25 protein-coding genes are annotated in these 23,257 nt (G+C 68.0%); 11 read left to right on the top strand and 14 right to left on the bottom strand.

What is annotated here, in order from left to right:
* Positions 1–43 precede the first annotated feature (43 nt).
* A complete protein-coding gene (locus ACFSVL_RS04495) occupies positions 44–847 on the top strand; it encodes a class I SAM-dependent methyltransferase (RefSeq protein ID WP_378300741.1) in 804 nt (267 codons plus the stop codon).
* 207 nt (positions 848–1,054) lie between these two features.
* Here ACFSVL_RS04495 and ACFSVL_RS04490 read toward each other — a convergent pair whose 3' ends face one another.
* Genes ACFSVL_RS04490 through ACFSVL_RS04480 form a run of 3 tightly spaced genes read right to left on the bottom strand, consistent with a single transcriptional unit; the run spans position 1,055 to position 3,734 of the window.
* Entirely contained in the window at positions 1,055–1,249 is a 195-nt protein-coding gene (locus tag ACFSVL_RS04490) for a ferredoxin (protein ID WP_037356317.1), read from the bottom strand.
* A 40-nt stretch (positions 1,250–1,289) separates the two neighbouring features.
* Positions 1,290–2,495 carry a cytochrome P450 gene (locus ACFSVL_RS04485; RefSeq protein ID WP_378300738.1) on the bottom strand — a complete coding sequence of 402 codons (1,206 nt, stop codon included), beginning with the start codon at positions 2,493–2,495 and terminating at the stop codon, positions 1,290–1,292.
* Between the two features lie 12 nt (positions 2,496–2,507).
* Positions 2,508–3,734, bottom strand: a complete 1,227-nt coding sequence (locus ACFSVL_RS04480; RefSeq protein ID WP_378300736.1) for a cytochrome P450 — start codon at positions 3,732–3,734, stop codon at positions 2,508–2,510.
* Positions 3,735–3,939: 205 nt separating this feature from the next.
* Here ACFSVL_RS04480 and ACFSVL_RS04475 point away from each other — a divergent pair, with 205 nt between their 5' ends.
* Together ACFSVL_RS04475 and ACFSVL_RS04470 are read left to right on the top strand one after the other, a co-directional pair.
* The gene (locus ACFSVL_RS04475; protein WP_378300734.1) at positions 3,940–4,572 is read left to right on the top strand and encodes a TetR/AcrR family transcriptional regulator; all 633 of its coding nucleotides are present in this window, start codon (positions 3,940–3,942) and stop codon (positions 4,570–4,572) included.
* 140 nt (positions 4,573–4,712) lie between these two features.
* Positions 4,713–5,258 (top strand): DUF4232 domain-containing protein, encoded by a 546-nt coding sequence (locus ACFSVL_RS04470; RefSeq protein ID WP_378300732.1) that lies wholly within the window; start codon positions 4,713–4,715, stop codon positions 5,256–5,258.
* A 4-nt stretch (positions 5,259–5,262) separates the two neighbouring features.
* On the opposite strand, the gene ACFSVL_RS04465 is transcribed toward ACFSVL_RS04470, so the two are convergent.
* The 10 genes from ACFSVL_RS04465 to ACFSVL_RS04420 all read right to left on the bottom strand — a co-directional run bounded on the left by ACFSVL_RS04465 (position 5,263) and on the right by ACFSVL_RS04420 (position 14,171).
* The gene (locus ACFSVL_RS04465) at positions 5,263–6,111 is read right to left on the bottom strand and encodes a helix-turn-helix domain-containing protein (RefSeq protein ID WP_378300730.1); all 849 of its coding nucleotides are present in this window, start codon (positions 6,109–6,111) and stop codon (positions 5,263–5,265) included.
* Positions 6,112–6,250: 139 nt separating this feature from the next.
* Complete coding sequence (locus tag ACFSVL_RS04460; protein ID WP_378300728.1) at positions 6,251–6,490, bottom strand: hypothetical protein; 240 nt, start codon at positions 6,488–6,490, stop codon at positions 6,251–6,253.
* Between the two features lie 139 nt (positions 6,491–6,629).
* Positions 6,630–7,382, bottom strand: coding sequence for an ESX secretion-associated protein EspG (locus tag ACFSVL_RS04455; RefSeq protein ID WP_378300726.1), 753 nt, complete (start codon positions 7,380–7,382; stop codon positions 6,630–6,632).
* A gap of 12 nt (positions 7,383–7,394) precedes the next feature.
* Positions 7,395–8,729 carry a hypothetical protein gene (locus ACFSVL_RS04450; RefSeq protein ID WP_378300724.1) on the bottom strand — a complete coding sequence of 445 codons (1,335 nt, stop codon included), beginning with the start codon at positions 8,727–8,729 and terminating at the stop codon, positions 7,395–7,397.
* Entirely contained in the window at positions 8,729–9,355 is a 627-nt protein-coding gene (locus ACFSVL_RS04445; RefSeq protein WP_378300722.1) for a DUF3558 domain-containing protein, read from the bottom strand. The genes ACFSVL_RS04450 and ACFSVL_RS04445 overlap by 1 nt, the downstream gene beginning before the upstream one ends.
* A complete protein-coding gene (locus ACFSVL_RS04440; protein ID WP_378300720.1) occupies positions 9,352–9,765 on the bottom strand; it encodes a hypothetical protein in 414 nt (137 codons plus the stop codon). Before ACFSVL_RS04440 ends, ACFSVL_RS04445 begins: the two co-directional genes overlap by 4 nt.
* A 368-nt stretch (positions 9,766–10,133) precedes the next feature.
* Positions 10,134–11,000 carry an aldehyde dehydrogenase family protein gene (locus ACFSVL_RS04435; protein ID WP_378300718.1) on the bottom strand — a complete coding sequence of 289 codons (867 nt, stop codon included), beginning with the start codon at positions 10,998–11,000 and terminating at the stop codon, positions 10,134–10,136.
* Entirely contained in the window at positions 10,993–12,426 is a 1,434-nt protein-coding gene (locus tag ACFSVL_RS04430) for an aldehyde dehydrogenase family protein (RefSeq protein WP_378300716.1), read from the bottom strand. Before ACFSVL_RS04430 ends, ACFSVL_RS04435 begins: the two co-directional genes overlap by 8 nt.
* Before the next feature lies 1 nt (position 12,427).
* A complete protein-coding gene (deoC, locus tag ACFSVL_RS04425) occupies positions 12,428–13,402 on the bottom strand; it encodes a deoxyribose-phosphate aldolase (RefSeq protein WP_378300714.1) in 975 nt (324 codons plus the stop codon).
* Positions 13,403–13,538: 136 nt separating this feature from the next.
* Positions 13,539–14,171 carry a DUF1707 SHOCT-like domain-containing protein gene (locus ACFSVL_RS04420; protein WP_378301963.1) on the bottom strand — a complete coding sequence of 211 codons (633 nt, stop codon included), beginning with the start codon at positions 14,169–14,171 and terminating at the stop codon, positions 13,539–13,541.
* Positions 14,172–14,276: 105 nt separating this feature from the next.
* Between ACFSVL_RS04420 and ACFSVL_RS04415 the strand changes: the two genes are divergently transcribed.
* Together ACFSVL_RS04415 and upp are read left to right on the top strand one after the other, a co-directional pair.
* Positions 14,277–14,720 carry a protein-tyrosine phosphatase family protein gene (locus ACFSVL_RS04415; protein WP_378300712.1) on the top strand — a complete coding sequence of 148 codons (444 nt, stop codon included), beginning with the start codon at positions 14,277–14,279 and terminating at the stop codon, positions 14,718–14,720.
* 492 nt (positions 14,721–15,212) lie between these two features.
* Positions 15,213–15,836: a uracil phosphoribosyltransferase gene (gene upp / locus ACFSVL_RS04410; RefSeq protein WP_116205731.1), complete on the top strand. Its 624-nt coding sequence runs from the start codon at positions 15,213–15,215 to the stop codon at positions 15,834–15,836.
* On the opposite strand, the gene ACFSVL_RS04405 is transcribed toward upp, so the two are convergent.
* The gene (locus tag ACFSVL_RS04405) at positions 15,829–16,419 is read right to left on the bottom strand and encodes a TetR/AcrR family transcriptional regulator (protein WP_378300709.1); all 591 of its coding nucleotides are present in this window, start codon (positions 16,417–16,419) and stop codon (positions 15,829–15,831) included. The genes upp and ACFSVL_RS04405 overlap by 8 nt on opposite strands.
* 95 nt (positions 16,420–16,514) lie before the next feature.
* Between ACFSVL_RS04405 and ACFSVL_RS04400 the strand changes: the two genes are divergently transcribed.
* From ACFSVL_RS04400 to ACFSVL_RS04375, 6 genes are all read left to right on the top strand, one after another.
* Positions 16,515–16,916, top strand: a complete 402-nt coding sequence (locus tag ACFSVL_RS04400) for a MerR family transcriptional regulator (RefSeq protein ID WP_378300707.1) — start codon at positions 16,515–16,517, stop codon at positions 16,914–16,916.
* On the top strand, positions 16,913–17,893 hold the full coding sequence (locus ACFSVL_RS04395) for an aldo/keto reductase (protein ID WP_378300705.1): 981 nt from the start codon (positions 16,913–16,915) through the stop codon (positions 17,891–17,893). Before ACFSVL_RS04400 ends, ACFSVL_RS04395 begins: the two co-directional genes overlap by 4 nt.
* 197 nt (positions 17,894–18,090) lie before the next feature.
* Positions 18,091–19,635 carry an NAD(P)-binding domain-containing protein gene (locus ACFSVL_RS04390; RefSeq protein WP_378300703.1) on the top strand — a complete coding sequence of 515 codons (1,545 nt, stop codon included), beginning with the start codon at positions 18,091–18,093 and terminating at the stop codon, positions 19,633–19,635.
* Between the two features lies 1 nt (position 19,636).
* Positions 19,637–20,662 carry an alpha-hydroxy acid oxidase gene (locus ACFSVL_RS04385; protein WP_378300702.1) on the top strand — a complete coding sequence of 342 codons (1,026 nt, stop codon included), beginning with the start codon at positions 19,637–19,639 and terminating at the stop codon, positions 20,660–20,662.
* Positions 20,659–21,981 carry a cytochrome P450 gene (locus tag ACFSVL_RS04380; RefSeq protein ID WP_378300700.1) on the top strand — a complete coding sequence of 441 codons (1,323 nt, stop codon included), beginning with the start codon at positions 20,659–20,661 and terminating at the stop codon, positions 21,979–21,981. The genes ACFSVL_RS04385 and ACFSVL_RS04380 overlap by 4 nt, the downstream gene beginning before the upstream one ends.
* A complete protein-coding gene (locus ACFSVL_RS04375) occupies positions 21,978–23,249 on the top strand; it encodes a cation:proton antiporter (RefSeq protein ID WP_378300698.1) in 1,272 nt (423 codons plus the stop codon). Before ACFSVL_RS04380 ends, ACFSVL_RS04375 begins: the two co-directional genes overlap by 4 nt.
* Positions 23,250–23,257 lie beyond the last annotated feature (8 nt).

Here is a 23,257-nt window from a genome sequence, read left to right as displayed (position 1 = left end):
TCCTCTCTAGCCATAGTGGGCGCTTGCCCACTATGGTGGGCGCATGCCCACTTTACCTCGTCCAGAACCGCATCAGCACCGGAGCATGGCCGAGTCGTTCGGCGTCGATCCCGCGCGCTACGACCGGGCGCGCCCGCGTTACCCGGACGAACTGGTCGCCGCGCTCGTCAAAGCAAGCCCGGGGAAGGAATTTCTCGACGTCGGCTGCGGCACCGGCATCGAAGGGCGGCAGCTCCAGGACCACGGTGCCGTCGTGCTCGGCGTGGAGCCGGACGAGCGGATGGCGGAGTTCGCCCGGCGCGGCTTCGCCGTCGAAGTCGCGAAATTCGAGGAATGGGACCCGGCCGGGCGGACGTTCGACGCCCTCGTGTCCGGGCAGGCGTGGCACTGGGTCGACCCGGTCGCGGGAGCCGCGAAGGCCGCGCGGGTGCTCCGGCCGGGCGGGCGGTTCGCCGCGTTCTGGCACGTCTTCATGCCGCCGGAAGAAATTTCCCAAGCACTGGCGGACGCGCTGCGCCGCGCGATGCCGGACTCGCCGTTCAGCGGCAACTACCTGAAAAGCCCCAGCGCGGACGCCTATCAGCCGATGCTCGACAAGGCCGCGGACGGCCTGGCCGAGACCGGCGCATTCGCCGAAGCGGAGAACTGGCGTTATGAATGGACGCAGGACTACACGCGCGACGAGTGGTTGGATCTGCTCGCCACGCAGGGCGGCGTCACGGTGGCGACGCCGGAGCAGCGCGACCAGATCCTGGCCGAGGTCGGCCGCGCGATCGACGCTCGCGGCGGCCGCCTGACGACGAATTACTCGACCGCCGTGGTGACCGCCGTCCGCCTGCCGTCGTGAGCGGCAATCCCGGTTAGAACCCAATGCCGCGTGGCTTAAGCCGGCGCAGACGGTGCCGGGGGCGGGTTTGCGGTCCGTGAGGGGAACCCTGAGGGAATCTGATTCCCTCAGGGTTCCCCTCACGGACGTGAAGATACGGTCAGACGGGCATCAATCGGGCGTTGGTTCCCAGCATTGGGTTCTAACCGGCATCAGCACTCACGAGGCTCATTCCTCCAGTGAAAGCGCTTGGCTCGGGCAGATGTTCACGGCCTCGCGCGCCTTCTCGACCAGTTCGCCGTCCGGGGTGTCGTTGAGGACGATGACCGTGCCGTCGTCCTCGCTCTGGTCGAACAGCGCGGGCTCGGTGAGCACGCACTGGCCGGCGCCGACGCACTTGCCGGTGTCCGCGATGATCTTCATGATGTCCTCTTCCTGGCTTGTGGTGGGAGCACTCTGATCTCTACCAGGTCACCGGCAACTGGTACAGGCCAAAGATCGTGGCGTCCTTCTTCACCGGCAGCTCGTCGGCGGGGAGCATGCATGTGAGCGTCGGGACGCGGCGGAACAGCGTGTCGAACACGATCTGCAGTTCCATCCGCGCGAGGTTCTGGCCGAGGCACTGGTGCGGCCCGAACCCGAACGCGACGTGGTGGCGTGCCCCGCGTTCGAGGTCGAGCTTTTCCGGGCTCTCGAACACCTCCGGGTCCCAGTTCGCGGCGTAACCGAGCACGAGCACGCCCTCGCCGGCCTTGATCGTGACGCCGCCGATCTCCACGTCCTCGGTCGCCACGCGGGCGGTCGCGCCTTCGACGATCGTGAAGTAGCGCAGGAGTTCCTCGACCGCGAGGAGAGTCTTGCCGGGGTCGGCCTCGATCGTCGCGCGCTGCCCGGGGTTCTCCAGCAGCCCGATGGTGCCGAGCGAGATCATGTTCGCGGTGGTCTCGTGCCCTGCGACGAGCAGCAGGAACGCCAGCCCGATCATCGCGTCGTGGTCGTAGGTGCCTTCCTCGCGCCGCTTGACGATCTGCCTGCCGAGCAGGTCGTCGGACGGGGCCTTCTCCTTCGCCGCGACGAGGCCGCTCAGGTATTCGCGCAGCTCCGCGGAGGCCTTGATCCGGTCTTCGACGCTGGTGCTGCGCCGGATGAGCGCCATCGTGCGCTCTTGGAAGTAGTCGTGATCGGTGTACGGGACGCCGAGCAGCTCGCAGATCACCAGCGACGGCACCGGCAGCGACAGCTTTTCCACCAGGTCGGCCGGCTTCGGCCCGGCGAGCAGTTCGTCGATCAGGCCGTCGACGATCTCCTGGATCCGCGGCCGCATCGCCTCGACCCGCTTGACGGTGAACTCGCCGAGCACCGCCCGGCGGGCCTCGCCGTGCTCGGGCGCGTCCATCCCGATCATGGCCTTTTGCTTGGTGTTGGTGAGGATCGCGGCCCCGCCCTCGGCCAGGAACGGGAAGTTGGGCAGGAACCGGTCGGAGGAAAACCGCCGGTCGCCGAGGATCTGCCGGGCTTCCTCGTGCCGGGAGGCGACCCATGCCTCCTTGCCGCCGGGGATCCGCACCCGGGTGAGCGCGCTCTCCTCGCGCATCCGGACGTACTGCTCCGGCTGCGAAAAGGGGCAGGTGCGGGCGACCGGCATGTGGAGTTCTTCAGTGGCAGTCATCGTTTTCCCCCTTCACCAGGTCACCGGGAGGCAGTACAGCCCGAAGACGCCGGAATCGTGTTTGAACGGCAACTGGTCGACCGGTGCGGCGAGTTTCAGGGTCGGGATGCGGCGGAACAGCGTGTCGAACACGATCTGCAGTTCCATCCGCGCGAGGTTCTGGCCGAGGCACTGGTGCGCGCCGAAGCCGAACGCGACGTGGTGGCGGCCGCCGCGGGTGATGTCGAGCCGCTCGGGCTCCGGGAAGACGTCGGAGTCGAAGTTGGCCGCGTAGCTCAGGCCGAGCACGCCCTCGCCGGCCTTGATGGTGACGCCCGCGATGTCGACGTCCTCGAGCGCGACTCGGGAGGTGGCGAATTCCGCGATGGTGAAGTAGCGCAGCAATTCCTCGACGGCGTCGAGGGTCTTGCCCGGGTCTTCCTTGATCGCGGCGAGCGCGTCCGGGTTCTCCAGCAACGCGACGGTGCCGAGCGAAATCATGTTCGCGGTGGTCTCGTGCCCGGCGATGAGGAGCAGGAAGGCCAGCGACACGAGGTCGTCGCGCTCGTAGTTGCCCTCCTCGCGCTTCTTCGCGATCTGCCGGCTGAGCAAATCGTCCGCCGGTGCGGTTTCCTTCGCCGAAACCAGGTCGGACAGGTAGTTCTGCATCGCTTCGACTGACTTGCTGCGTTCTTCGACGCCTGTTTCGCGGTTGAGCAGGCGTGAGCTGTGCTTCTGGAAGAACTCGTGGTCGGAGTACGGAACGCCGAGCTGCTCGCAGATCACCAGCGACGGCACCGGAAGCGAGAGCGCGGACACCAGGTCGGCGGGCTTGTCGCCGGCCAGCATCGCGTCGAGGTGCTGGTCCACGATCTCCTGGATGCGCGGCTGCAACGCCTTCATCCGCTTGACGGTGAACTCGCCGACGACGCTGCGCCGGGCCGGGCCGTGCTCCGGCGCGTCCATCGCGATCAGCGACGGGCGCAGCCTCGCGCGGCGCTGCTGGCCGTCTTTGAACAGGATCGGGAAGCCGGGATTGAAGCGGTCCGAGCTGAACCGCGGGTCGTTCAGCATCGTCCGCAGGTCCTCGTGCCGGTTGAGCACCCAGGCGCGCTGGCCGGTGTGCTCGAGTTCGACGTAGTGCGCGCGAGCGTCGCGGAACCGGTCGTACTCCGGCGGCGGCGCGAACGGGCAGGTCCGCTTCATCGGGAATGCGGCCTGTTCAGGCTGGGTGCGGCTGGGCTGGGCGACTTCGGTCATCTGAACCCCCTGTGGTGGGTTTGCCCCGTTACGGAATGAATGTGGAGGATTACATTCCGGTTCACTGCCCAAGGTACCGAAGTGGAGGATCGTCGTCCACTAGCAACAGGGTGACAATTGCTGTCCAGCCCGCGTCGCGGGCACGTTTGCGCAGATGGACCGGCATGCGAGAATTCGCGCGAACCGGAAGAGGGAAGGCCGGGCTATGAGTGCAGACCCCGAGGCGCCGTTGCGGGCGGACGCCCAGCGCAACCGCGACCAGATCATCGCCGCGGCCCGTGTCATCTTCGCCAGCCATGGCCCCGAGGTCCCGATGGAGGAGATCGCGCGTGCGGCCGGCGTCGGCGTGGGCACCCTCTACCGGCGCTTCCCCGACCGCGACGCGCTCATCCGCGCGGTGGCGGTGGACAACTTCGCGGGCGTGCTGCACGACGCCAGGCGGCTGTCAGCGGAAGCGCCGACGGCGTGGGAAGCGTTGGTACAGCTGCTCTACCACGGCGCGGAACTTCAGCTGTCGATGCAGTTGTCGATGCTTTCGCAGCGGGCGCACGAAATTCTCAAGGACGACCCCGAGGTGGCGCACCTGCGTGAAGCGGTGCTGCTTGAGGTCGAAGGGCTGGTCGAGCGGGCGCAAGCCGAGGGGACGCTGCGCAAGGACGTGGGCGCGGGCGACGTCGCGGTGCTGTTCGCCCGCCTCATCCGGCAGCTGCCCGCGCACCGGTTGAAGTCGCCGGAAATGGCGACCGCCCGCAACATCGCGATCATGATCGACGGCCTGCGCGCCGGTCCGGCCACCCCGCTGCCGGGGCGGCCGATCTACAAGGAAGATCTGCTCTGACCCCTCTTTCGGACGCGGCGGGCGATCTTGGGTTGCTTTGGTGGGGGTGATCCCACAACGGGCCATCGCGGTGCGGGCGGGGACGTCTTATCTCGTGAAAGCCGGTGCGGAGCCGCCGGAACCACGAGAGGGGACGAATCATGAAGAACATCCGCCGAATCGCCATCGCCACCGCTGTCGCCGGGGGTGCCGCCGCGATCTTCGCCGGGACGGCCAGTGCCGCGACCGCTGACTCTTCGGCCTCTTCGCCGCTGCAGTGCACGGCGAACCAGTTCAGCACGAAGCTCGTCTACGGCGGGGCAGGCGCGGGCCAGCGCCAGGCCGCGCTGCAGTTCACCGCGAACCCCGGCGAGCGCTGCGTCCTGCCTGGCCAGGCGGACGTCGGCCTGGTCGGCGCGCACAACGTCCTGGTGAACAACGAAGCGCCCGCCGACGCCCCGCCGGTGCTGATCGCGAACGGTTCGTCGGCGTACGTGCCGCTGCACTGGACCGCGATCGGGGCCGACGACGAGCAGCAGACGCCGAACGCGGTGACCGTGACCGCTCCGGCCGCGTCCAACCCGCACGGGGACCCGATCGACCCGAACGTGACGGTGGACTGGACCTTCGGCGCGGTCGACGCCAACGCCGACAGCCACACCCTCGACGTCGGCGCGCTGACCGGTGGCGTCGCGCCCACGGCGTAACGGATTAGCCGGGCGGTGCGGTGCGGGTGAGGGAATCGAGGACCCGCAGCAGCACCGCCCGCGCTGCTTCGCCCTCGGCCGCGACTGTCCACAGTAGATCCGCGACCTCGTTGTACGGGTCGGCGTCGCTCGCGATGTGCTCGCCCTCCGGGGTTTCGACCATCGCGACGTCGTCGACGACCCAGAAGTCGGCGGTGACCGGATAGGGCAGGACGACGTCCGCGGGGATGATGCCGAAGCGGATGTTGGGGGTGCCGAGCAGCGCGAGCAGCTTGTGCACCTGCGCGACCATCACCTCGCGCGGCGCGTTTGGGTAGCGCAGCGCCGCCTCGGAGGTGAGCAGTTCGATGGTCCGGCCGGGTTCGTAGAGGATCTGCTGGCGCTGCATCCGCGCCCGGACCGCTTCGGTGATGTCCTGGCCGCCGCCGTGAACCCGGGCGTGCGCGAGCAGGGTATGCCGCGCGTACTCCGGAGTTTGCAGTAATCCGGAGACGATCCGGAGGTCAATCGCCCGAATCCGCATCGCGCGGGCCTCTCGGGCAATGGATTCCTCTTGCCGGGCCCGGTGTCCGTCGCGGACCTTGTCCTTCCAGCTGGCGTGCGCGTCGCGGACCTCGACCAGTTGCTCCCGCAGCTGCGCGGCCAGCTCCGGCGGCCCGCCGACGGCGGCGATCCAGGTGTCGAGATCGTCGTCGCCGACCGTCTGCCTGCCGTTCTCGATCTTGCTGACCTTGGGCGCGTTCCAGCCGATGGCCTTGGCGAAATCCTTCCCAGTCTCGTAGCCCGCGTCGACCCGGAGCCGGCGCAGGCGGTCGCCGAGTTCTGCCCGGCGTTTCTCGAAACTGGTAGGCACTCGCCCTCGCTATCGCATGCGGAATTCCTCGAACCCGATGGCATCTTCCCACACCTGGGGTCGAGTTTCGAGAAATCCGGGGCGTCTAGTGGGTCTGGATCGCCGGGATCCCTTGCCGTGCCCGCGCCGGACGCCGTGATCAGGCTTCCGGAGGAAAGAACTTGAGCAGGCCGACGGGGATTTCGACGGCCGTCTCGGTGTCCGGCATCCCGCGTTCGCGCAGCTGCCGCAACGCGTGGGCGTCGGTGACCCGGTAGCCCTGGACGACGTACGTGCCGCGATTGGTGCGGTATGCGTTGGGACAGTTGCCGCCGGCGCTGGTGGTGCCGAGGAACTCGAGGGCGAGAGCTTCTTCGGGCTGAGCGGGATGCAGGGTCATGCGGAGTCCTCCTGACGTGCTGGCGGCGCCTGTTCGGGACACGAGGCTGGCGAAATTTCGCCAATAACTCATGTTTGCAGAGAATTTCGCGAAAGGATAGGGCTTTCACGCGAAATGCTGAGTCCCGGCGGCCGTCCGGTCAGGCGAGTTCGGCGAGCGTCAGCGCCAGTGCGTCGACGAGGTGCGGGCGGGTGCCGGAGTAGACGTTGATCTGCGGCTCCCCGTCGCTTCCCGGGCTGACGTAACTCAGCACCCGGCCGCGCCCGGTGAGGTCGATCGCGGACAGCGGCGTGCTGTGCGTCCGGCTGCCGTCCTGCCCCCGGACGGCGACGTGCATCAGGTGCACCGCGTCGCGCCGGGCCCGCATGAGGTGCCGCAGCTCGTCCGCGCTGGCCGACGATTCGGCGAGCGGATCGGCGGCGGCGCTGTCGTAGTAGTCCTTGGGCACCTTGATCGGGCGCAGCTTCGCCGGATCGCACCGGGGCAGCAGATCGACCAGCGTGGCACCGATGTCGCGCGGCGAAACAGGTTCGAGCTGCACCGAACGGTTGTCCGTCACGAGCCGCACGGCCTCCCGCCCGGCGGCCGCGACGAGAATCGCCCCGTTGTCCCCGCGGCGATTGCCGAAATCGCTCCACGAGTACACCTCGCGCCGGGCCTCGGCGAGCAATTCGAGAGTGTCGCGCAGCCGCGGACTGGGCGCACCGCTCGCCGCGAGCCCGAACCGCGCCAGCAGCGCGTACGACTGGACCCGCAGCTTCTCGGCGAACTCGTCGGTCATGAACATCGGCGCGTGCTCGACCACGACGGGCGGATCGCCGAGTTTCTCCTGATTCCACACGGCGAGGAAAGCCAGCCGCGGCATCCGGACCGGTCTCTCGAGGATGGGCATGGCCGCGGCCCCTTAGCCGCCGATGGTCGGCGGCGTCGGAGGCAGGCCGGTGCGCGGATCCACGACGCGCTCGCCGTCCTCGTCGGTGAGGGTGAAGGCGGAGTCGTTGTCCAGGCCGTATTTGCGGTGGTGGTCTTTGGCCTCGTCGTCTTTGCCGCGGCTGGGGGTGATCCCGCCGATGCCGGGTGCGCCCCGGGAGCCTGGGGTGGCGCGGGGTGAAGCGTTGGCTGGGCGGGGTTGGTCGGTGCCTGGGCGGGCGGGTCGTCCGGTGGGTGTTTCGGCTTGGGGGTTGCGGGCTGTGCGGTTGTCTTTGCTGCCTTGGGGGTCGCCGGTGGTTCTTCCCTGTTCGGGGATCGTGCTGACGAATCCTGGCGGCCATGCGGTGTTGCCGCTCCGGGGTGTGGTGGATTCCCTTGGCGTCGCTGGATCAGGCGACGATGGCGGTGGGGTCCATCCGGAAGTCGTTGTCTGCTCGTCGGTTTTTGGTGCTGTGGTTGGGACGGATGCGTCGCTTGGCGCCCGGGTTGCGTGTGGTTCGGCTGCTGCGCTGGGGTTGTGCGGGGCGGGTGGTCCGCTCACCGGCGGTGCTGGTGACGGAATGTCCGGTGGGTGGCCTGGGTGTGGAGGTTCTGGGGAATGCGGGCTCGGTCTTCGCGGCTTCGGGCCGGGGGCGATCGGGCTGCCCGGTCCCGCCGGTCCGCTCGGCCCGCTTGGTCCGCTTGGTCCATTCGGTCCGCTCGGCCCGCCGAAATCGTCGAGCCGGCCGTAGTCGGTCTGGAGCTGCTGGCCGCCCGTGCGGGCGTGCTGGACGTAGGCCTGATACCGGTCGACGTTGTGCTGGGCCACCGCGTTGTAGTTGTTGATCTCCCGCTCCGCGTCGGTGTCCCACGGAGTCATCCGGTCGATGAAGGTCAACTGCGGCGGCTTGTCCGGCATCGGCTGCAGGGAGGTTTTCATGGCGTCGAACCCGTGCGCGACGTCGGACAGATTGGCTCCGTTGGTGGTGTAGATCGCGGCGGACACCGAGGTGATTTCCGCTAGGGCACGGATCCGCGTCTGCGCGGCGTCGGCGGCCCGGCCGGTCCAGGCGGATTCCAGGCCGGCGCTCATCCGGGAGACGAGGTCGCTGGCCTCGTGGTGCTGACTGGTGAGCTGGGCGGCCTGGTTGGCTCCCTCGTGCCAGACGGACGTGCCGGGGCCGGCGAGCACCTTCTGAGCCAGTTCGGGCGCGGGCATGGCCTCGGTGCCGGTGTTGCCTTGCAGTGCCACGGAATAGAACTTGCCGAGATCGTCGATGCGCTCGCCGATCCAGTGGCCGACACCCTCGGCGATCTCCAAGAAGCCCATCACGAACCTGCCCGCTGCCGAAGGTTGGTGACGACCATGTCGGCGACCCTGGCCGTCAGATCGCACGGGTCGGCCTTTCCTTCTTTGCCGCGACCGAGAGTCAATGCCGCGTCGAAGGTGTAGTCGTCCGCGATCCCGACGCTGACGTCGCAGGAATTATCGACGTCGGATCCGGTGTGGATCGAGAATGCGACTGCGGGGAATCCCTGGATCAAGGGAAGCGGCCGCCACGTGGTCGTCCTGGGTTTGGTGTTCTGGTAGACCGAACTGAGACCCTGGTGGGTGCGGATATCGTAGAAAATATTCAGTCCAGCGCCGGAGTCCGGATGGTTCCAGCGACAGGAAGGCCCGGTGGCCGGGATGTTTTCGGATTTGGGTGGATCTGTGGTGCCAAGGATTTCCTTGAGTTGCCCAGCGGTCAGTGCATTATGGCAGGGGTCTCCCGACAAGACCGACGACGGCAGGGCCTGGCCCACCTTCGGCGCTCCTCCGTAGGGCAGGGAAGCTGCGGCTGGCGATGGTGGCGAGGAGGCGGGCGGCGAGGGAGTGTTGCCACCCGAGCAGCCCGCGGCTGTGCCGAGTGTGCCCACGGCGACGAGCAGCCACGCTGGCGAGTGGCGGTTCATCCGGTGAAACCCGTCGGAGCGCCAGCGGCTTTCACGTCCGCGGCTGCGGTTTGCTCGGAACTTTCGGTGATCCCGAGTGCTTGCTCCAGCTTCCGGACCAACGCGTGCGTGTAGCCGCGCAGTTGGCCAAGGTGTTCCAGGCCTGCCCCGAACGCGCCGTCGCCGTTGATCAACCGCCCGTTGTAGTCGTTGCTTGCCGGTTCGTCCGCGGGTGGCGTCAGCTTGGTCAAATATGTCGCGCGGCTCTGCATTTCGTCGAACTGTACGAACGCCTGCTTGGCCAGGCGGAGCATGCTGTGGGCGTCGTCGCGGCTCATGGTGAAGCCTGGGCCGGGCGGGGAACCGGTGCCGTCGGTGATGGTGAAGTCTGGTAGCCAGTTCTTACCCGCGTCGGAGGCAGGCTGGTCCATGTCCTCGTCCTCCCCGAGACACGGTGGACATTTCGCGCAACGGGTGGTTCGACACCCCTCGGCGATATTCACCGTAGCTGACGGAGTACGGTTAGTCGTGGGGTCAGGCTGTATTTGTCGGAAATCTCCGAGCTGCTGGAGAAATTGCGCGAATTTGATTGTTTTCCCAGGTGTGAGCTGCGGGAAACTCTGAGTGGCAAATGGGGGTACGGGCTTGCTGAGCACGGTGTAATGCATGGTAGTCCCTTTAGGTTATTAGCCTCGTTTTAATGGCGTAACCTAAGCCGTCGGGCATTGTGTCTACCGTGCGGAAACAAAACCCGCTGATCGGGTTTAGCCCGATCAGCGGGTGTTGGTGCACCTGTGAGTTACACGCCCATCGGGTGCCAGACGGTTTTCGCTTCCAGGTACCGCCGCAGGCGGGACAGGTCTGGTTCGGCGGTCCAGTCCGGTTCCGCGTCCGGGACGGACAGGACTCGCTTCACCGTTCCGGCGGCTTCCTGGGCCAGGGTGACGCGGTCGGCGGGGGTGGCCCCGGTCGGGTCGAGTGCGTTGACGTCTCCGTGGGACGCCAGCCAGGGGCCGAGTTCCGCGGCGTGGCCGGTCAGGATGTTGGCGGTGCCGCCGGGGACGTCGGAGGTGGCCAGTACCTCGGACAGGGTGATGGCGGGCAGGGGGCGGTTCGCGCTGGAGACCAGGACCGCTGTGGAGCCGGTGGCAAGGACGGGGGCCAGGACGGTCACAAGCCCGAGCAAGGACGACTCTTGCGGCGCGAGGACTCCGACGACCCCGGTCGGCTCGGGCGTGGTGAAGGAGAAGTACGGGCCGGCTACCGGGTTGGCGGCGCCGAGGACCGAGGCGATCTTGTCGGTCCAGCCCGCGTACCACACCCAGCGGTCGATGGCGGCGTCCACAAGGGACTCGGCCTTCTTCGCGGGGACGCCTTCGCAGGCGGCCACCTCGGCGGCGAACTGGGCGCGGCGGCCTTCCATGACCTCGGCGACGCGGTAGAGCACCTGGCCGCGGTTGTAAGCAGTTGCCGACGACCAACCGGGGAAGGCCTTGCGGGCGGCGGACACCGCGTCGCGGAGGTCTTTGCGGGAGGCGTGGGCCGCGTTGGCCAGGAAGGCGCCCTGGGAATCGGTGACCGGGTAGACCCGGCCGGATTCCGAGCGGGGGAATTTGCCGCCGATATAGAGCTTGTAGGTTTTGGCGACGGAAATCCGGTCAGACATTGAGGTAGGCCTCCAAACCGGTGCGCCCGCCCTCGCGGCCGAAACCGGACTCCTGATAGCCGCCGAACGGGGCGGCGGGGTCGAAGCGGTTGAACGTATTGGCCCAGACAACGCCTGCCCGGAGCTGGTTCGCCATCCACAGAATGCGCGAACCCTTCTCAGTCCAGATGCCCGCGGACAGCCCGTACGGCGTGTTGTTCGCCTTCGCCACGGCCTCTTCCGGCGTGCGGAAGGTGAGGACCGACAGCACCGGGCCGAAGATCTCCTCACGGGCGATTCGCATGGACTGGTGCACTTCGGAGAACACCGTCGGCGCGAAGAAAAAGCCGCGGTCCGGCACCGGGCAGGGGCTGGTCCAGCGTTGCGCGCCTTCGGCGTCGCCGGATTCGACCAGGCCGCGGATTTTCGCCAGCTGCTCGGCCGAGTTGATCGCGCCGAGGTCGGTGTTCTTGTCCAGCGGATCGCCCATCCGCAGCGTCGACACCCGGTAGCGGAGCTTCTCCAGCACCTCCTCGGCCACCGATTCCTGCACCAGCAGCCGCGAGCCCGCGCAGCAGACGTGGCCCTGGTTGAAGAAGATCCCGTTGACGATCCCCTCCACCGCCTGGTCGAGCGGCGCGTCGTCGAACACCACGTTCGCCGCCTTGCCGCCCAGTTCCAGGGTCAGCTTCTTGCGGGTGCCCGCGACGGTGCGCTGGATCAGCTTGCCGACCTCGGTGGAGCCGGTGAACGCGATCTTGTCGATGTCCGGATGCTCCACAATGGACGCTCCGATGTCGCCAGCGCCCGGCAGGATGTTCACCACGCCCGGCGGCAGCTCCGCCTGCTGGCAGATCTCGGCGAACACCAGCGCGGTGAGCGGCGTGGTCTCGGCCGGCTTGAGCACCACGGTGTTGCCGGTGGCCAGTGCCGGCGCGATCTTCCACGCCAGCATCAGCAGCGGGAAGTTCCACGGGATCACCTGGCCCGCGACGCCGAGCGGCTTCGGGTCCGGGCCGTAGCCCGCGTAACCGAGCTTGTCCGCCCAGCCCGCGTGGTAGAAGAAATGCGCGGCCGCGGTGGGCACGTCGGAATCGCGCGACTCCTTGATCGGCTTCCCGTTGTCCAGCGTTTCCAGCACCGCCAGTTCGCGCGAGCGTTCCTGGATCAGCCGCGCGATGCGGAACAGGTACTTCGCCCGCTCGCTGCCGGGCATTTTCGACCAGACCGACGTGTACGCCTTGCGCGCGGCTTTCACCGCGGTGTCCACATCGGACGCCGACGCGGTGCCGACCTCGGCGAGGATCTCCTCGGTGGCCGGGTTGATCGTCTTGAGCGGCTCGCCGGAACCGTCGACGAACTCGCCGTTGATGAACGGCTTGTAGTGCTCTTTCAGATTGGCCAGTGCGCGCGATTCCGGCGCGGGCGCGTATTCGAAGATGCCCATGTCAGTCCACCGTCACGTAATCAGGGCCGCTGTAGTGGCCGTCCACCTGGGTGCGCCGCTGCAGCAGCAGGTCGTTGAGCAGGCTCGACGCACCGAACCGGAACAGCTCCGGCGTGAGCCACTGCTCGCCCGCGACCTCGTGCACGGCGACGAGGTACTTGATCGCGTCCTTCGTCGTCCGGATCCCGCCCGCGGGCTTGACCCCGCGCAGTTCGCCGGTGCGCTCGTGCCAGTCGTGCACGGCCTGCAGCATCACGTGCGTGACCGGCAGCGTCGCGGCGGGCGACACCTTGCCGGTGGACGTCTTGATGAAGTCCCCGCCGGCCAGCAGCGCGAGCCAGGACGCGCGGCGCACGTTGTCGTACGTCGCCAGCTCGCCCGTTTCGAGGATCACCTTCAGGTGCGCCGAACCGCAGGCGGCCTTGATCGCGCGGATCTCGTCGAACACCTCCAGGTACCGGCCTTCGAGGAAGGCGCCGCGGTCGATCACCATGTCGACCTCGTCCGCGCCCGCCTCGACCGCGAGCCGCGTGTCAGCCAGTTTCACCTCGCGGCTCGTGCGGCCCGCCGGGAATCCGGTGGCGACGCTCGCCACCCGCACCCCGCTGCCCGCGAGCGCTTCGACGGCCGTCTCCACCAGGTCCGGGTACACGCACACGGCCGCGACGCGCGGGCAGTCCTGCCGCTCGGGATCCGGCCGCATCGCCTTCGCGGCGAGTCCGCGGACCTTGCCGCGAGTGTCGGCTCCCTCGAGCGTGGTCAGGTCGACCATCGACACCGCGGTGTCGATCGCCCACCGCTTGGCTTCCTTTTTGATGCTCCGGGTCGCGAGCCCCGCCGCGCGCTGCTCGACGCCGACCTGGTCGACCCCGGGCAGCCCGTGCAGGAACCGCCGCAAGCTCGCTTCGTCGCGAGTGACGTCCGTCAGCGGCGACAGGGTTTCCGGCACCGCTGCCGGGCTGGTGGTAGCTGTCATACCGCTGAGTGTAAGTGCGCGACAGCAGGCGCCGGGGCGCTCACCGGAATCTGTGGACAGCTGGTCACCGGCTCGCAGTTGTCCACAGCGACGCCGGTGGGGCGGCGGTTTTTGTCGGTGCCGTGTGCAGCCGGGTTCAGGATTCGATCTGCGGCGCGTTCAGGTCCTTGGCCGGCTTGCGATACACGACTACGCCGCCCCAGAACCCGAGGCCGTTGATCGTCACCGTCGGGGCGGTCGGCGGCGCGGGCGGCGCGCCGGACTTGTCCTCCAGCTGGAACGCGCCCATGAAGCCGATGCCGGTGACGTTCACGTTGATGTCGTCGGGCACGGTGATCTCGATCCCGCCCATGATCGCGATGGCGGTGATCGTGCACGATTTCTCCGCGAACCGGGCCCGGCGCAGGTCGATCTCGGCCCCGCCCCAGAACGCGAACGTCGTGTGCTGCTGCGGCAGGACCCAGCTGCCCTTGCGCACGGCCCCGGACATCACGCCGATCGACACGGCGGAGCCGGGATGCCCGCCGACGCGGTTGTCCGGCAGCCCGAGCGCGCGGGTAGGAGCGGCCTGCAACGCGGCCGACGCGGTGGTGGCGACCGCGGCACTGCCGGGAAGGTCGGCGGTCACCGGCTTCAGATCGGCGAACGTTTTCGCGGCGTAGACGCTGGACAGCCGCTCTTCGAGTTCGTGAATCGTGATGCGGCCCTCGGACAGCGCCTGGTGCAGGACCTGCGCGACCTGCTCCCGGTCGGCGTCCGACACGCGCATCTGGTCAGGGCCCGGGGTGGCTGGGTCTTCACTCACCTGGGGCAGCCTAGTCCTGTCGGGTCGGCCTCGGGTCCATCTAACGGTGGATAGGGGGATCATGGCGTGATGGATGTTGCGTTGACGGGGACGCTCGTGCTTCCCGATGGGGTCGAGGTGCGGGGGCGCGGGCTGCGGCGGCCGATGCCGGAGGGGCCGGAGCCGGGGTTCGGGCTGTATTTGGGGTCTCGGCGGATGCGGGCCAAGTACGACGCGTCGTTGCGGTGGGAACGGCGGTGGGTGCGGTGGCCGGATTTCTCGTTGCCGCGGGATTGGGAGGGCGCTCGGCGGGAGATTGTGGGGGTGCGTGAGCGGGCGCTTGCGGGGGAGGCGGTGGAGGTGGCTTGTCTTGGCGGGGTGGGGCGGACTGGGACTGTGCTGGCTTGCCTCGTGACGTTGGGCGGGATGGGTCCGGGGGAAGCTGTGGCTTGGGTTCGGGAGAACCATCACGCTCGGGCGGTGGAGACGCCTTGGCAGCGGTGGTGGGTTGGGTGGTTTGCGCGGGGGCGGTAGGGGGTCTGCTCGTCGCCTGGCGGCGACATTGCGCCCGAGGGTTGTGGGGGCACCCCGAAGCCTGATTGTGATGACGGTCTGAGGGTGCTTGTCAAGGCGGGAAAGATGCCTTGACAAGCACCCTCAGACCGCATTTGGGCTTCGTATCGGGGTGCGGGGGTGGTGTGGGTGCGCTGGTGGGTTGGGTGCGTCGGCGGCGGTTTGGTGGGGGTGGGGCTTGCGCCCCAACGTGGCATTGGGTGCGTCGCATGCACCCAATGCCACATTGGGGCGCAACAGTGGCGGCGGGCGGCGAAGGTCTGTGAAGGACTCCTTGAGGGAATCTGAGTACGTGAAGGGGCCCCTCACGGACTCCGGTGACGGTGGCAGTGGTCGTGAGGGGAACCCTGGGGGAATCTGGGGCTGTGAGGGTTCCCCTCACGGAAGTAACGGGGCCCACGTGGCTTGGGGAACCGGCGGCGGGGCGGGAACTGGGCGGCTAAGTTGTGCGGCATGGATGTGCACGTCGTCGATCACCCGCTGGCTAAGGCTCGTCTCTCTACTATGCGGGACGCTCGGACGGATAGTGCTGCGTTTCGGGCCGCGCTGCATGAGTTGACTGTCATGCTGGTTTACGAAGCCACGCGGGACGCGCCGGTGCGGACTGAGCGCATTCATACTCCGGTTGCGCGTACTGATGCTTATCGGCTTGCCAGCCCGCCGTTGCTGGTGCCGGTTTTGCGGGCTGGGCTGGGTATGGCGGACCAGGCGCACAAGCTGATTCCGGATGCGCAGATGGGGTTTGTCGGGCTCGCGCGCGACGAGGAGACGCTCAAGCCGACTCCGTATCTCGAGTCGCTGCCCGAGTCGCTTGCGGATCGGCCGGTGCTGGTGCTTGATCCGATGCTCGCGACTGGGGGCTCGATGGAGTACACGATTCGGCTGCTGACCGATCGTGGGGCGACCGACGTGACGGCCATTTGTGCGCTTGCCGCGCCGGAGGGGCTTGCGCATTTGGAGCAGACTGGGCTGCCGGTCCGGGTGGTCACGTCGAGTATTGACGAGCGGCTCAATGATTCCGGGTTCATCGTGCCGGGGCTCGGGGACGCGGGGGACCGGCAGTACGGGGCTAGGTGAGCCAGCCGGAAGCGTTGGCGTGCAAGGCTTTTTCGTACGCGTCGGAAACGCTGAAGCCGTCCGGCAGGCGGCCGGACAGTTCCAGGGACACCAGGCCGTGCACGAAACCCCACAGGCTGACGGTGATCAGTTCGGGGGCGACGTCCTGGAATTGTCCGGACGCCACTGCGTTGCGGACCACTCCGGTCAGCGGGGCCAGGGTGGACTGGGCGACCTCGTCGGCTTCGGCGTTGGGTTCGAAACCCGGCACCGAGCGGCTGAACATGATCGCGTACAGGTGCGGGTCGGCTAGGGCGCTTTCGCGGTAGGCGATGCCCAGGCGCACGAGGTCGGTTACAGCGTCGCCAGTGAGGGGGACCGTCGCGAGGCGGGCTCCGAAGCGGCGGAAGCCTTCGACATACAGCGCGTTCACCAGGTCCGGTTTGCTGCCGAACAGCGAGTACACCGCGGTGGTCGACGTGCCGGAGTCGGCGGCCAGCTTGCGCAGCGACAGCGCCTTGGGGCCGTCGGCGGAGATCAGTTCGCCTGCCCGGTCCAGGAGCTTCAGCCGGAGGGTTTCGTCGTGGGTACGGGGGCGAGGCATGTACCCAGCGTAACGCAACAACGTTATAAAACGCGAGCGTGACCACCGGTTTCAGATTTGACCTGGAGTGCACTCCAGGTCGTACTGTCGAGCGCATGAGCTACTCGATAGCGGAAGCCGCACGACGTAGCGGCCTGTCGATCGACACCCTCCGGTACTACGAGCGGATCAAGCTGCTCGAACCGCCCGCCCGGGATTCGGCGGGGCGGCGCGCCTACTCCGACGAGGACCTGGGCTGGCTCGGCTTCCTCACGAAGCTGCGGCTCACCGGGATGCCGATCAAGAGCATGCGCGAGTACGCCTCGCTGCGCCGCCACGGGGTGGCCAGCGCGGGACGGCGCAAGGCGATCCTCGTGGAGCAGCGGCAGTCGGTCGCCGACCGGATCGCCGAACTGCAGGGGTGCCTCGACATTTTGGACTACAAGATCGCCAACTACGAGCAGATCGAGCGCAAGGCCTTCGGCGTCGCGCCCGAGATGGAGGGAATTTCCGCGTGATCGGTACGAGGAAGCTCGGCGCGCTGGAAGTCGGGGCACAGGGCCTCGGCTGCATGGGGATGAGCGCGGCCTACGGCGTGCGCGACGACGACGGCGAGGCTGTCGCCACCGTGCACCGGGCGCTGGAACTGGGGGTGACCCTGCTCGACACGGCCAACGTGTACGGCGCGGGGGAGAACGAGAAGCTCGTCGGCAAGGCGATCGCCGACCGTCGTGACCAGGTGGTTCTCGCGACGAAGTTCGGCATCGTGCACACCGACGAGGGCATGACCGCGCGCGGGGACGCCGCGTACGTGAAGCAGTGCTGCGACGAATCGCTGCAGCGGCTCGGGGTCGACCACATCGACCTCTACTACCAGCATCGCGTCGACCCGAGCGTTCCGATCGAGGAGACCTGGGGCGCGCTCGCCGACCTGGTGCAGGCCGGGAAGATCCGCTATGCCGGGATTTCCGAGGCAGGCGCGGAGACCATCCGCCGGGCGCACGCGGTGCATCCGGTCACCGCGCTGCAGAGCGAATGGTCGCTGTGGACGCGCGGGATCGAGGACGAGATCCTCGGCACCTGCCGGGAGCTCGGCGTCGGGATCGTGCCGTTCTCGCCGCTCGGACGCGGGTTCCTGACCGGCGCGGTCACCTCGCTGCGGGAACTGCCCGAGGACGACATGCGCCGCGGCCTGCCTCGGTTCGCCGAGGACAACTTCGACCGCAATCTGGCGATCGTCGAGGCGCTGCGCGCGCTGGCCGCGGACAAGGGCGTCACCGCTGGGCAGTTGGCGCTCGCCTGGGTGCAGTCCCAGGGGGCCGACGTCGTGCCGATCCCGGGCACGAAACGGCGGAAGTACCTGGAAGAGAACGTCGTCGCGGCCGAGCTGGCACTGTCCGAAGAGGACATCGCGGCGATCGAGAACGTCGCTCCGGCCGGTGCGGTCGCGGGCGAGCGGTACCCGGAGGCGCTCGCCCGCGTCACGGGCAAGTAGCCGCGCGACTCGGCTCCTGTAGTCGTCCGTGAAGGACTCCTTGAGGGAATCTGGTTCCCTCAAGGAGTCCTTCACGGACCTCTGAACCGCGTCCCAGGCGCCGGCGTCCCAGGGACCGGGTAGGTTCTGAGGGATTTCTGAGATCTTCCGACCACTCTGATCGCCGTCAGTTCAAGGCGACGCGGGAGGTCGGTGTCATGGCGGACGTGCTGGACTACCTGGTGGTCGGAGCCGGGCCGGCGGGATTGCAGCTCGGACGGCAGCTGGGCGGGGCCGGGCGCAGCTACCTGGTGCTGGAGCGGGGGTCCGTGCCGGCGGCGTTCTTCACGCGCTTTCCCCGGCACCGCACGCTCATCTCGGTCAACAAGAAGTACACCGGCTGGACCGACCCCGAGCTGAACCTCCGGGTCGACTGGAACTCGCTGCTCGACGACGGCCCCGATCCGCTCGTCTTCACCGACTACAGCGCCGAGATGTTCCCGCCGGCGGAAGCGTTCCTGAGCTACACCGCCGATTACGCGGCGAAGCACGAAATCAAAATCCGGTACGACACCGAGGTTACGCGAATTTCGCGGGCGGACGACGTCTTCACGGTCACCGCTGCGGACGGGGAAACGTTCCGCGCGCGCCGGCTGATCATGGCGACCGGGGTGACCAAACCGTATGTCCCGGACGTGCCGGGGATGGAGTTGGTCGACCAGTACGCCGATTACGACACCGAACCGGAGCAATTCATCAACCAGCGCGTTCTCGTGCTGGGCAAGGGAAACTCCGCGTTCGAGACTGCCGACAGCATCAACGCGTTCGCCGCGGTGCTGCATGTCGCCGGTCCGCGGCCGGTGAAACTCGCGTGGCGCACGCACTTCGTCGGACACCTCCGCGCGTTCAACGCTGGCGTGCTCGACATGTATCAACTGAAACTGCAGCACGCGATCCTCGACGGCGATGTCCGTGAGATCACCAAGGACGCGGACGGTTACCACGTCAAATTCGCCTTCGCCCGCGCTGACGAGCTGGTTAAGGAAATCCGCTACGACCGGGTCATCGCGGCGACCGGATTCCGGTTCGACGCCTCGATGTTCGACGAGACCTGCCGTCCGGAGCTGACGATCAACGACCGGTTCCCGGCACAGACGTCGTCGTGGGAATCGGTGAACGTACCGGGGCTTTACTTCGCCGGGACGATCACGCAGGCCCGCGATTTCAAGAAGGCCACCAGCGCGTTCATTCACGGCTACCGCTACGGCGTGCGCGCGCTTTCCAAGATCCTCGACGAGCGTTACCACGACACTAAATGGCCGAGCACGGTCGTGGTCAACAAAACCGCTGATCTGGTCGATGCGGTCATCAGCCGGATCAACCGTACTTCCGCGCTGTACCAGCAGTTCGGCTTCATGTCCGACGTCCTGGTGGTCGATGGCGACCAGGCCCGGTACTACGAGGAAGTCCCGGTCGACCGGTTCAAGGACACGCCGCTGGGACAGAGCGACGACGCCTTCGTGATCACCCTCGACTACGGGCCGGACCACGACAAAGTCGATCCGTTCGACTTCACCGTCACCCGTGCGAGCCAGGACGTCGCGAACGATTCCGGCGAGGGGCATTACCTGCACCCGATCGTCCGGCATTACCGGCGCGGCGAATTGGTCGCGACCCATCACGTCACCGAGAACCTCGAAAACGAGTGGAACCGCCCGGTGCACGTGGACGCGCTGACCGCCTTCTTCGCCAAGCAGCTCTGACATGCGCACGATCGCGGAGCTGGAAGCCATCGCGCGGGAACGGCTCGATCCAGCACACTACGACTATTACGCCGGCGGCGCGGGCGAGGAAGCCACCTTGCGCGCCAACGAAAGAGAATTCCACGACCGGGTGCTCGTGCCGCGAGTGCTGCGCGCGGTCGGCAAACACGAGCTGGCGGTGGAAATTGCCGGATCGCCGTTGTCGATGCCGATTCTGGTGTGCCCGACGGCTTTCCACCGGCTCGCGCATCCGGACGGAGAACTCGCGACCGCGCGAGCCACAGCTGAAGCGGGCACCGTTTTCGTGTGCAGCATGGCGTCGACGACGGCGGTCGAGGATGTCGCCAAGGTCGCCGACGTGCTGTGGTTCCAGCTGTATTTCCAATCAGACCGGAAATTCACCGAGGCGGTGCTCAACCGGGCGGAGAACGCGGGAGCACGCGCGTTGGTGGTAACGGTCGATTCCGCGGTGCGCGGACGACGGGAACGCGAATACCGCAACGCTTTCCACGATCTCCCGCCGGGGCTGGCCGCCGAGAACATGCGCGACGAGACCGGCCGCGTACGCGATATCGAAATGCCCGCCGACCTGACCTGGGAAGACCTGGACTGGCTGCGCGAGGTCACGAACATGCCGATGTTCCTCAAGGGCGTGGTGCATCCGGAGGACGCCCGGCGCGCGGTGGCGGCCGGAATCGACGGGATTTTCGTGTCCAATCACGGCGGCCGCCAGCTCGACGGCGAGATTTCGAGCCTGGCCGCACTGCCGGAAATAGCGTCCATTGTGGATGGCCGGGTGCCGCTGATCCTCGACGGCGGCGTGCGCAGCGGCGCGGACGTCGTCAAGGCACTCGCGCTCGGCGCGGACGCGGTCGGGGTCGGCAGGCCGGTGCTGTGGGGGCTCGCCGCGGCGGGTCAGGAAGGGGTCGCCGAGGTGCTGGAGCGGCTGCGCGAGGAAACGGACACCGCGCTCGCGCTCTGCGGGGCACGGAATCCCGGCGAGCTGACCGCGGACCTGGTCCGATGAAGCGGCTCGCGCTCGCCGGCGCGGCCGGGCTGGTGGCGACCCTGCCGAGGTGGCTGCCCGGCCGGGTGGTCGCGGTGCGGAACCGGATCTTCGCGCTGGTCAACGGGGACGAGGGCTATCCGGTGCCGGTCGAGGACTTCCGCCGGGTGTACGCCGATCCGGCGGCCGACGGGCGCAGCGAGGGCGCCGCGCTGTCCGACCTGTTCTGGTACTGGCTCGCGCCCGGACCGCAGGTGCACCAGGAACATCTGGAACCGGGCCCGCGCTACGACGAGGTCGCCAAAACCACCCGGAGCATCCTGGTCAAGTCCAAGGCCGAATCGCAGGCGCTGACCGAACGGGTCGCCGCGCGCGTGCTCGACCGGATCGAAACCGGTCCGGGACGGCTGCTCCGGCTGCGCGACGAGATGATGCCGATCTGGGCCGAGCTGTACTACGAGCTGGTGTTCGGGGAACCGTGCCCGCCGGAAGCGCGCGATCTGATCGTCGGGCACGCCGACGACGTCGTGTCCGCGTTGAAGTGCGTCCGCCCGCGCAACATGCGCCGCCGGGCCCGGCTCACCGCGTACCTGCGCCGCCGCCTCGACGACGTGCCGCATCCGCTGCCGTCCCGCCTCACCCGCGAGGAGCAGGCGTTCTACCTGCAGGGGACCTTCTTCAACACCGCGGTCGTGCAGATGTCCGAGGCGATGGCGCACCTGCTGATGGTGCTCGCCGAACATCCGCAGGTGCAGCGCAGGCTCGCGGAAAACCCGGACGACGACGAGTACTTCGACCGGGTGCTGGACGAATGCCTGCGCACGTACCCGTTGTTCGGCATCGCGCACCGCATCACCACTGGCGACATCGAACTGGCCGACCGGACCATCGACGCCGGCACCGTGCTGCTGTTCAGCTACCCGGACTTCCACCACGCCGGACTGGACCGTCCGGAGGAATTCGATCCGGAACGCTGGACTGGCTGCCCCGCACACCAGCAGCGGAATTTCCTGCCGTTCGGGGTCGCGCAAAACCGGCCGTGCCCGGCGCGCGGCCTGGCCCCGGTGACGATGCGGGTGGTCACCAGGGAGTTCCTGCGCCGGTTCACGCTCGCCACGAGCGCCGCGCACACCCGGTCGATCCCCAACCGCGGGCCGGTTTTCGCCACCCCGCGCGGATCGCGGCGAAATCCGCGTACCGCGCTGGCCTATCTGGCGGTGCGCGATCGCTGGGAAGACGTGTGGCGCAGCCTCGCGCAGCTGGTGTTCGGCACCTACATGGTTCTCGACGCGCGACGGCTTCGGTTGTGTACCAAGCACTTCCAAGGAGGAACTCGATGAGTGCCGTAGAAGCCGCGCCCGCGTTTTTCCTGGCGGCAGTGGTGATCCTGGTGGCCTGCCGGGCGGTGAACGCGCTCGCCGTGCGGCTCGGGCAACCGCCGGTGGTCGGCGAGATGGTGACCGGCGTGCTGCTGGGCCCGTCGCTGCTCGGCCTGGTGCTGCCGGGCGTGCAGGAATGGCTGTTCCCGGACTCGGTGCGGACGCTGCTGTACCTCGGCGGCCAGATCGGGCTCGTCATCTACATGTTCGGCGCGGGCTACGAATTCCGGCTGAGCGCGTTGAAGGAAGGCCGGAAAACCGTCGCGGCGGTGTCGGCCGCGGGCACGCTCGTCCCGCTCGCGCTCGGCGTCGGGGTGAGCGTGCTCGGCGCGAGCTGGGCCGGAATCCTGAAGCCAGGGGTGTCGCCGGTGGTGTCCGCGGCGTTCGTCGCGGTGGCGCTCGCCATCACCGCGTTCCCGATGATGGCCCGGATCATCACCGAACGCGGCCTCGGCAATACGAGGTTCGGTTCGCTGGCGCTCGCCTGCGGTGCTCTCGACGACGTCCTCGCCTGGATCCTGCTCGCCCTCGTCCTCGGCATGCACGCCGGTTCGGCGGGCCCGATCGCGACGGCCATCGGCGGCGGGGTGCTGTTCGTGCTGCTGGTGTGGCTGGTGGTCCGCCGGGTCGTCGCGCGGGTGATGGACAACCCGCGGGTGTCGCTGGACCAGCGGATGCTCGTCACCGCCATGTTCCTGTTCGGGGCCGCGTGGTTCACCGACATCATCGGCCTGTACGCGGTGTTCGGCGCGTTCATGCTCGGGCTCGTGTTCCCGCGCGGCGAGGCGTCCGACGCGGTGCTCGGGCGGATCATGCCGATCGGCCGGGTCGTGTTCCTGCCGCTGTTTTTCACCTATTCCGGCCTCAACACGCGCTTCGCGCTGCTCGCCGACCCGAAGCTGCTGCTGTTCGCGGTGATCTGCATCCTGGTCGCGGTGATCGGCAAACTCGGCGCTTCGTGGGGTGCGGCACGGCTGACCGGCGAACCGCAGCCGATCGCGCTGCGGATCGGCGTACTGGTGAACGCGCGCGGATTGATGCAATTGGTGGCGTTGAACGTTGGGCTGTCCGCCGGAATCGTTTCGCCCGCCTTGTTCACCGTCCTGGTGCTCGTCGCGCTCGTCACCACGATCATGACCTCGCCGGTGCTCGGCTGGCTGGACCGGCGCGACGCCCGCCGGTACGCCGGCGGGGAAATGCCCGAATTTCTCCTGACTGGACGAAGCTGAACGATTGC

The sequence above is a fragment of the Amycolatopsis silviterrae genome (genome assembly GCF_042684085.1).
Taxonomy (GTDB): Bacteria; Actinomycetota; Actinomycetes; order Mycobacteriales; family Pseudonocardiaceae; genus Amycolatopsis; species Amycolatopsis silviterrae.
The sequence above is the reverse complement of the archived record's forward strand: the minus strand, read 5'-3'. Positions and strand labels throughout refer to the sequence as shown.

Coding starts and splice junctions, on each gene's coding strand:
- ACFSVL_RS04495 (WP_378300741.1), top strand. CDS start 44: ATGCCCACTTTACCTCGTCCAGAACCGCATCAGCACCGGAGCATGGCC.
- ACFSVL_RS04490 (WP_037356317.1), bottom strand. CDS start 1,249: ATGAAGATCATCGCGGACACCGGCAAGTGCGTCGGCGCCGGCCAGTGC.
- ACFSVL_RS04485 (WP_378300738.1), bottom strand. CDS start 2,495: ATGACTGCCACTGAAGAACTCCACATGCCGGTCGCCCGCACCTGCCCC.
- ACFSVL_RS04480 (WP_378300736.1), bottom strand. CDS start 3,734: ATGACCGAAGTCGCCCAGCCCAGCCGCACCCAGCCTGAACAGGCCGCA.
- ACFSVL_RS04475 (WP_378300734.1), top strand. CDS start 3,940: ATGAGTGCAGACCCCGAGGCGCCGTTGCGGGCGGACGCCCAGCGCAAC.
- ACFSVL_RS04470 (WP_378300732.1), top strand. CDS start 4,713: ATGAAGAACATCCGCCGAATCGCCATCGCCACCGCTGTCGCCGGGGGT.
- ACFSVL_RS04460 (WP_378300728.1), bottom strand. CDS start 6,490: ATGACCCTGCATCCCGCTCAGCCCGAAGAAGCTCTCGCCCTCGAGTTC.
- ACFSVL_RS04455 (WP_378300726.1), bottom strand. CDS start 7,382: ATGCCCATCCTCGAGAGACCGGTCCGGATGCCGCGGCTGGCTTTCCTC.
- ACFSVL_RS04450 (WP_378300724.1), bottom strand. CDS start 8,729: ATGGGCTTCTTGGAGATCGCCGAGGGTGTCGGCCACTGGATCGGCGAG.
- ACFSVL_RS04445 (WP_378300722.1), bottom strand. CDS start 9,355: ATGAACCGCCACTCGCCAGCGTGGCTGCTCGTCGCCGTGGGCACACTC.
- ACFSVL_RS04440 (WP_378300720.1), bottom strand. CDS start 9,765: ATGGACCAGCCTGCCTCCGACGCGGGTAAGAACTGGCTACCAGACTTC.
- ACFSVL_RS04435 (WP_378300718.1), bottom strand. CDS start 11,000: ATGTCTGACCGGATTTCCGTCGCCAAAACCTACAAGCTCTATATCGGC.
- ACFSVL_RS04430 (WP_378300716.1), bottom strand. CDS start 12,426: ATGGGCATCTTCGAATACGCGCCCGCGCCGGAATCGCGCGCACTGGCC.
- deoC (WP_378300714.1), bottom strand. CDS start 13,402: ATGACAGCTACCACCAGCCCGGCAGCGGTGCCGGAAACCCTGTCGCCG.
- ACFSVL_RS04420 (WP_378301963.1), bottom strand. CDS start 14,171: ATGCGCGTGTCGGACGCCGACCGGGAGCAGGTCGCGCAGGTCCTGCAC.
- ACFSVL_RS04415 (WP_378300712.1), top strand. CDS start 14,277: ATGGATGTTGCGTTGACGGGGACGCTCGTGCTTCCCGATGGGGTCGAG.
- upp (WP_116205731.1), top strand. CDS start 15,213: ATGGATGTGCACGTCGTCGATCACCCGCTGGCTAAGGCTCGTCTCTCT.
- ACFSVL_RS04405 (WP_378300709.1), bottom strand. CDS start 16,419: ATGCCTCGCCCCCGTACCCACGACGAAACCCTCCGGCTGAAGCTCCTG.
- ACFSVL_RS04400 (WP_378300707.1), top strand. CDS start 16,515: ATGAGCTACTCGATAGCGGAAGCCGCACGACGTAGCGGCCTGTCGATC.
- ACFSVL_RS04390 (WP_378300703.1), top strand. CDS start 18,091: ATGGCGGACGTGCTGGACTACCTGGTGGTCGGAGCCGGGCCGGCGGGA.
- ACFSVL_RS04385 (WP_378300702.1), top strand. CDS start 19,637: ATGCGCACGATCGCGGAGCTGGAAGCCATCGCGCGGGAACGGCTCGAT.
- ACFSVL_RS04380 (WP_378300700.1), top strand. CDS start 20,659: ATGAAGCGGCTCGCGCTCGCCGGCGCGGCCGGGCTGGTGGCGACCCTG.
- ACFSVL_RS04375 (WP_378300698.1), top strand. CDS start 21,978: ATGAGTGCCGTAGAAGCCGCGCCCGCGTTTTTCCTGGCGGCAGTGGTG.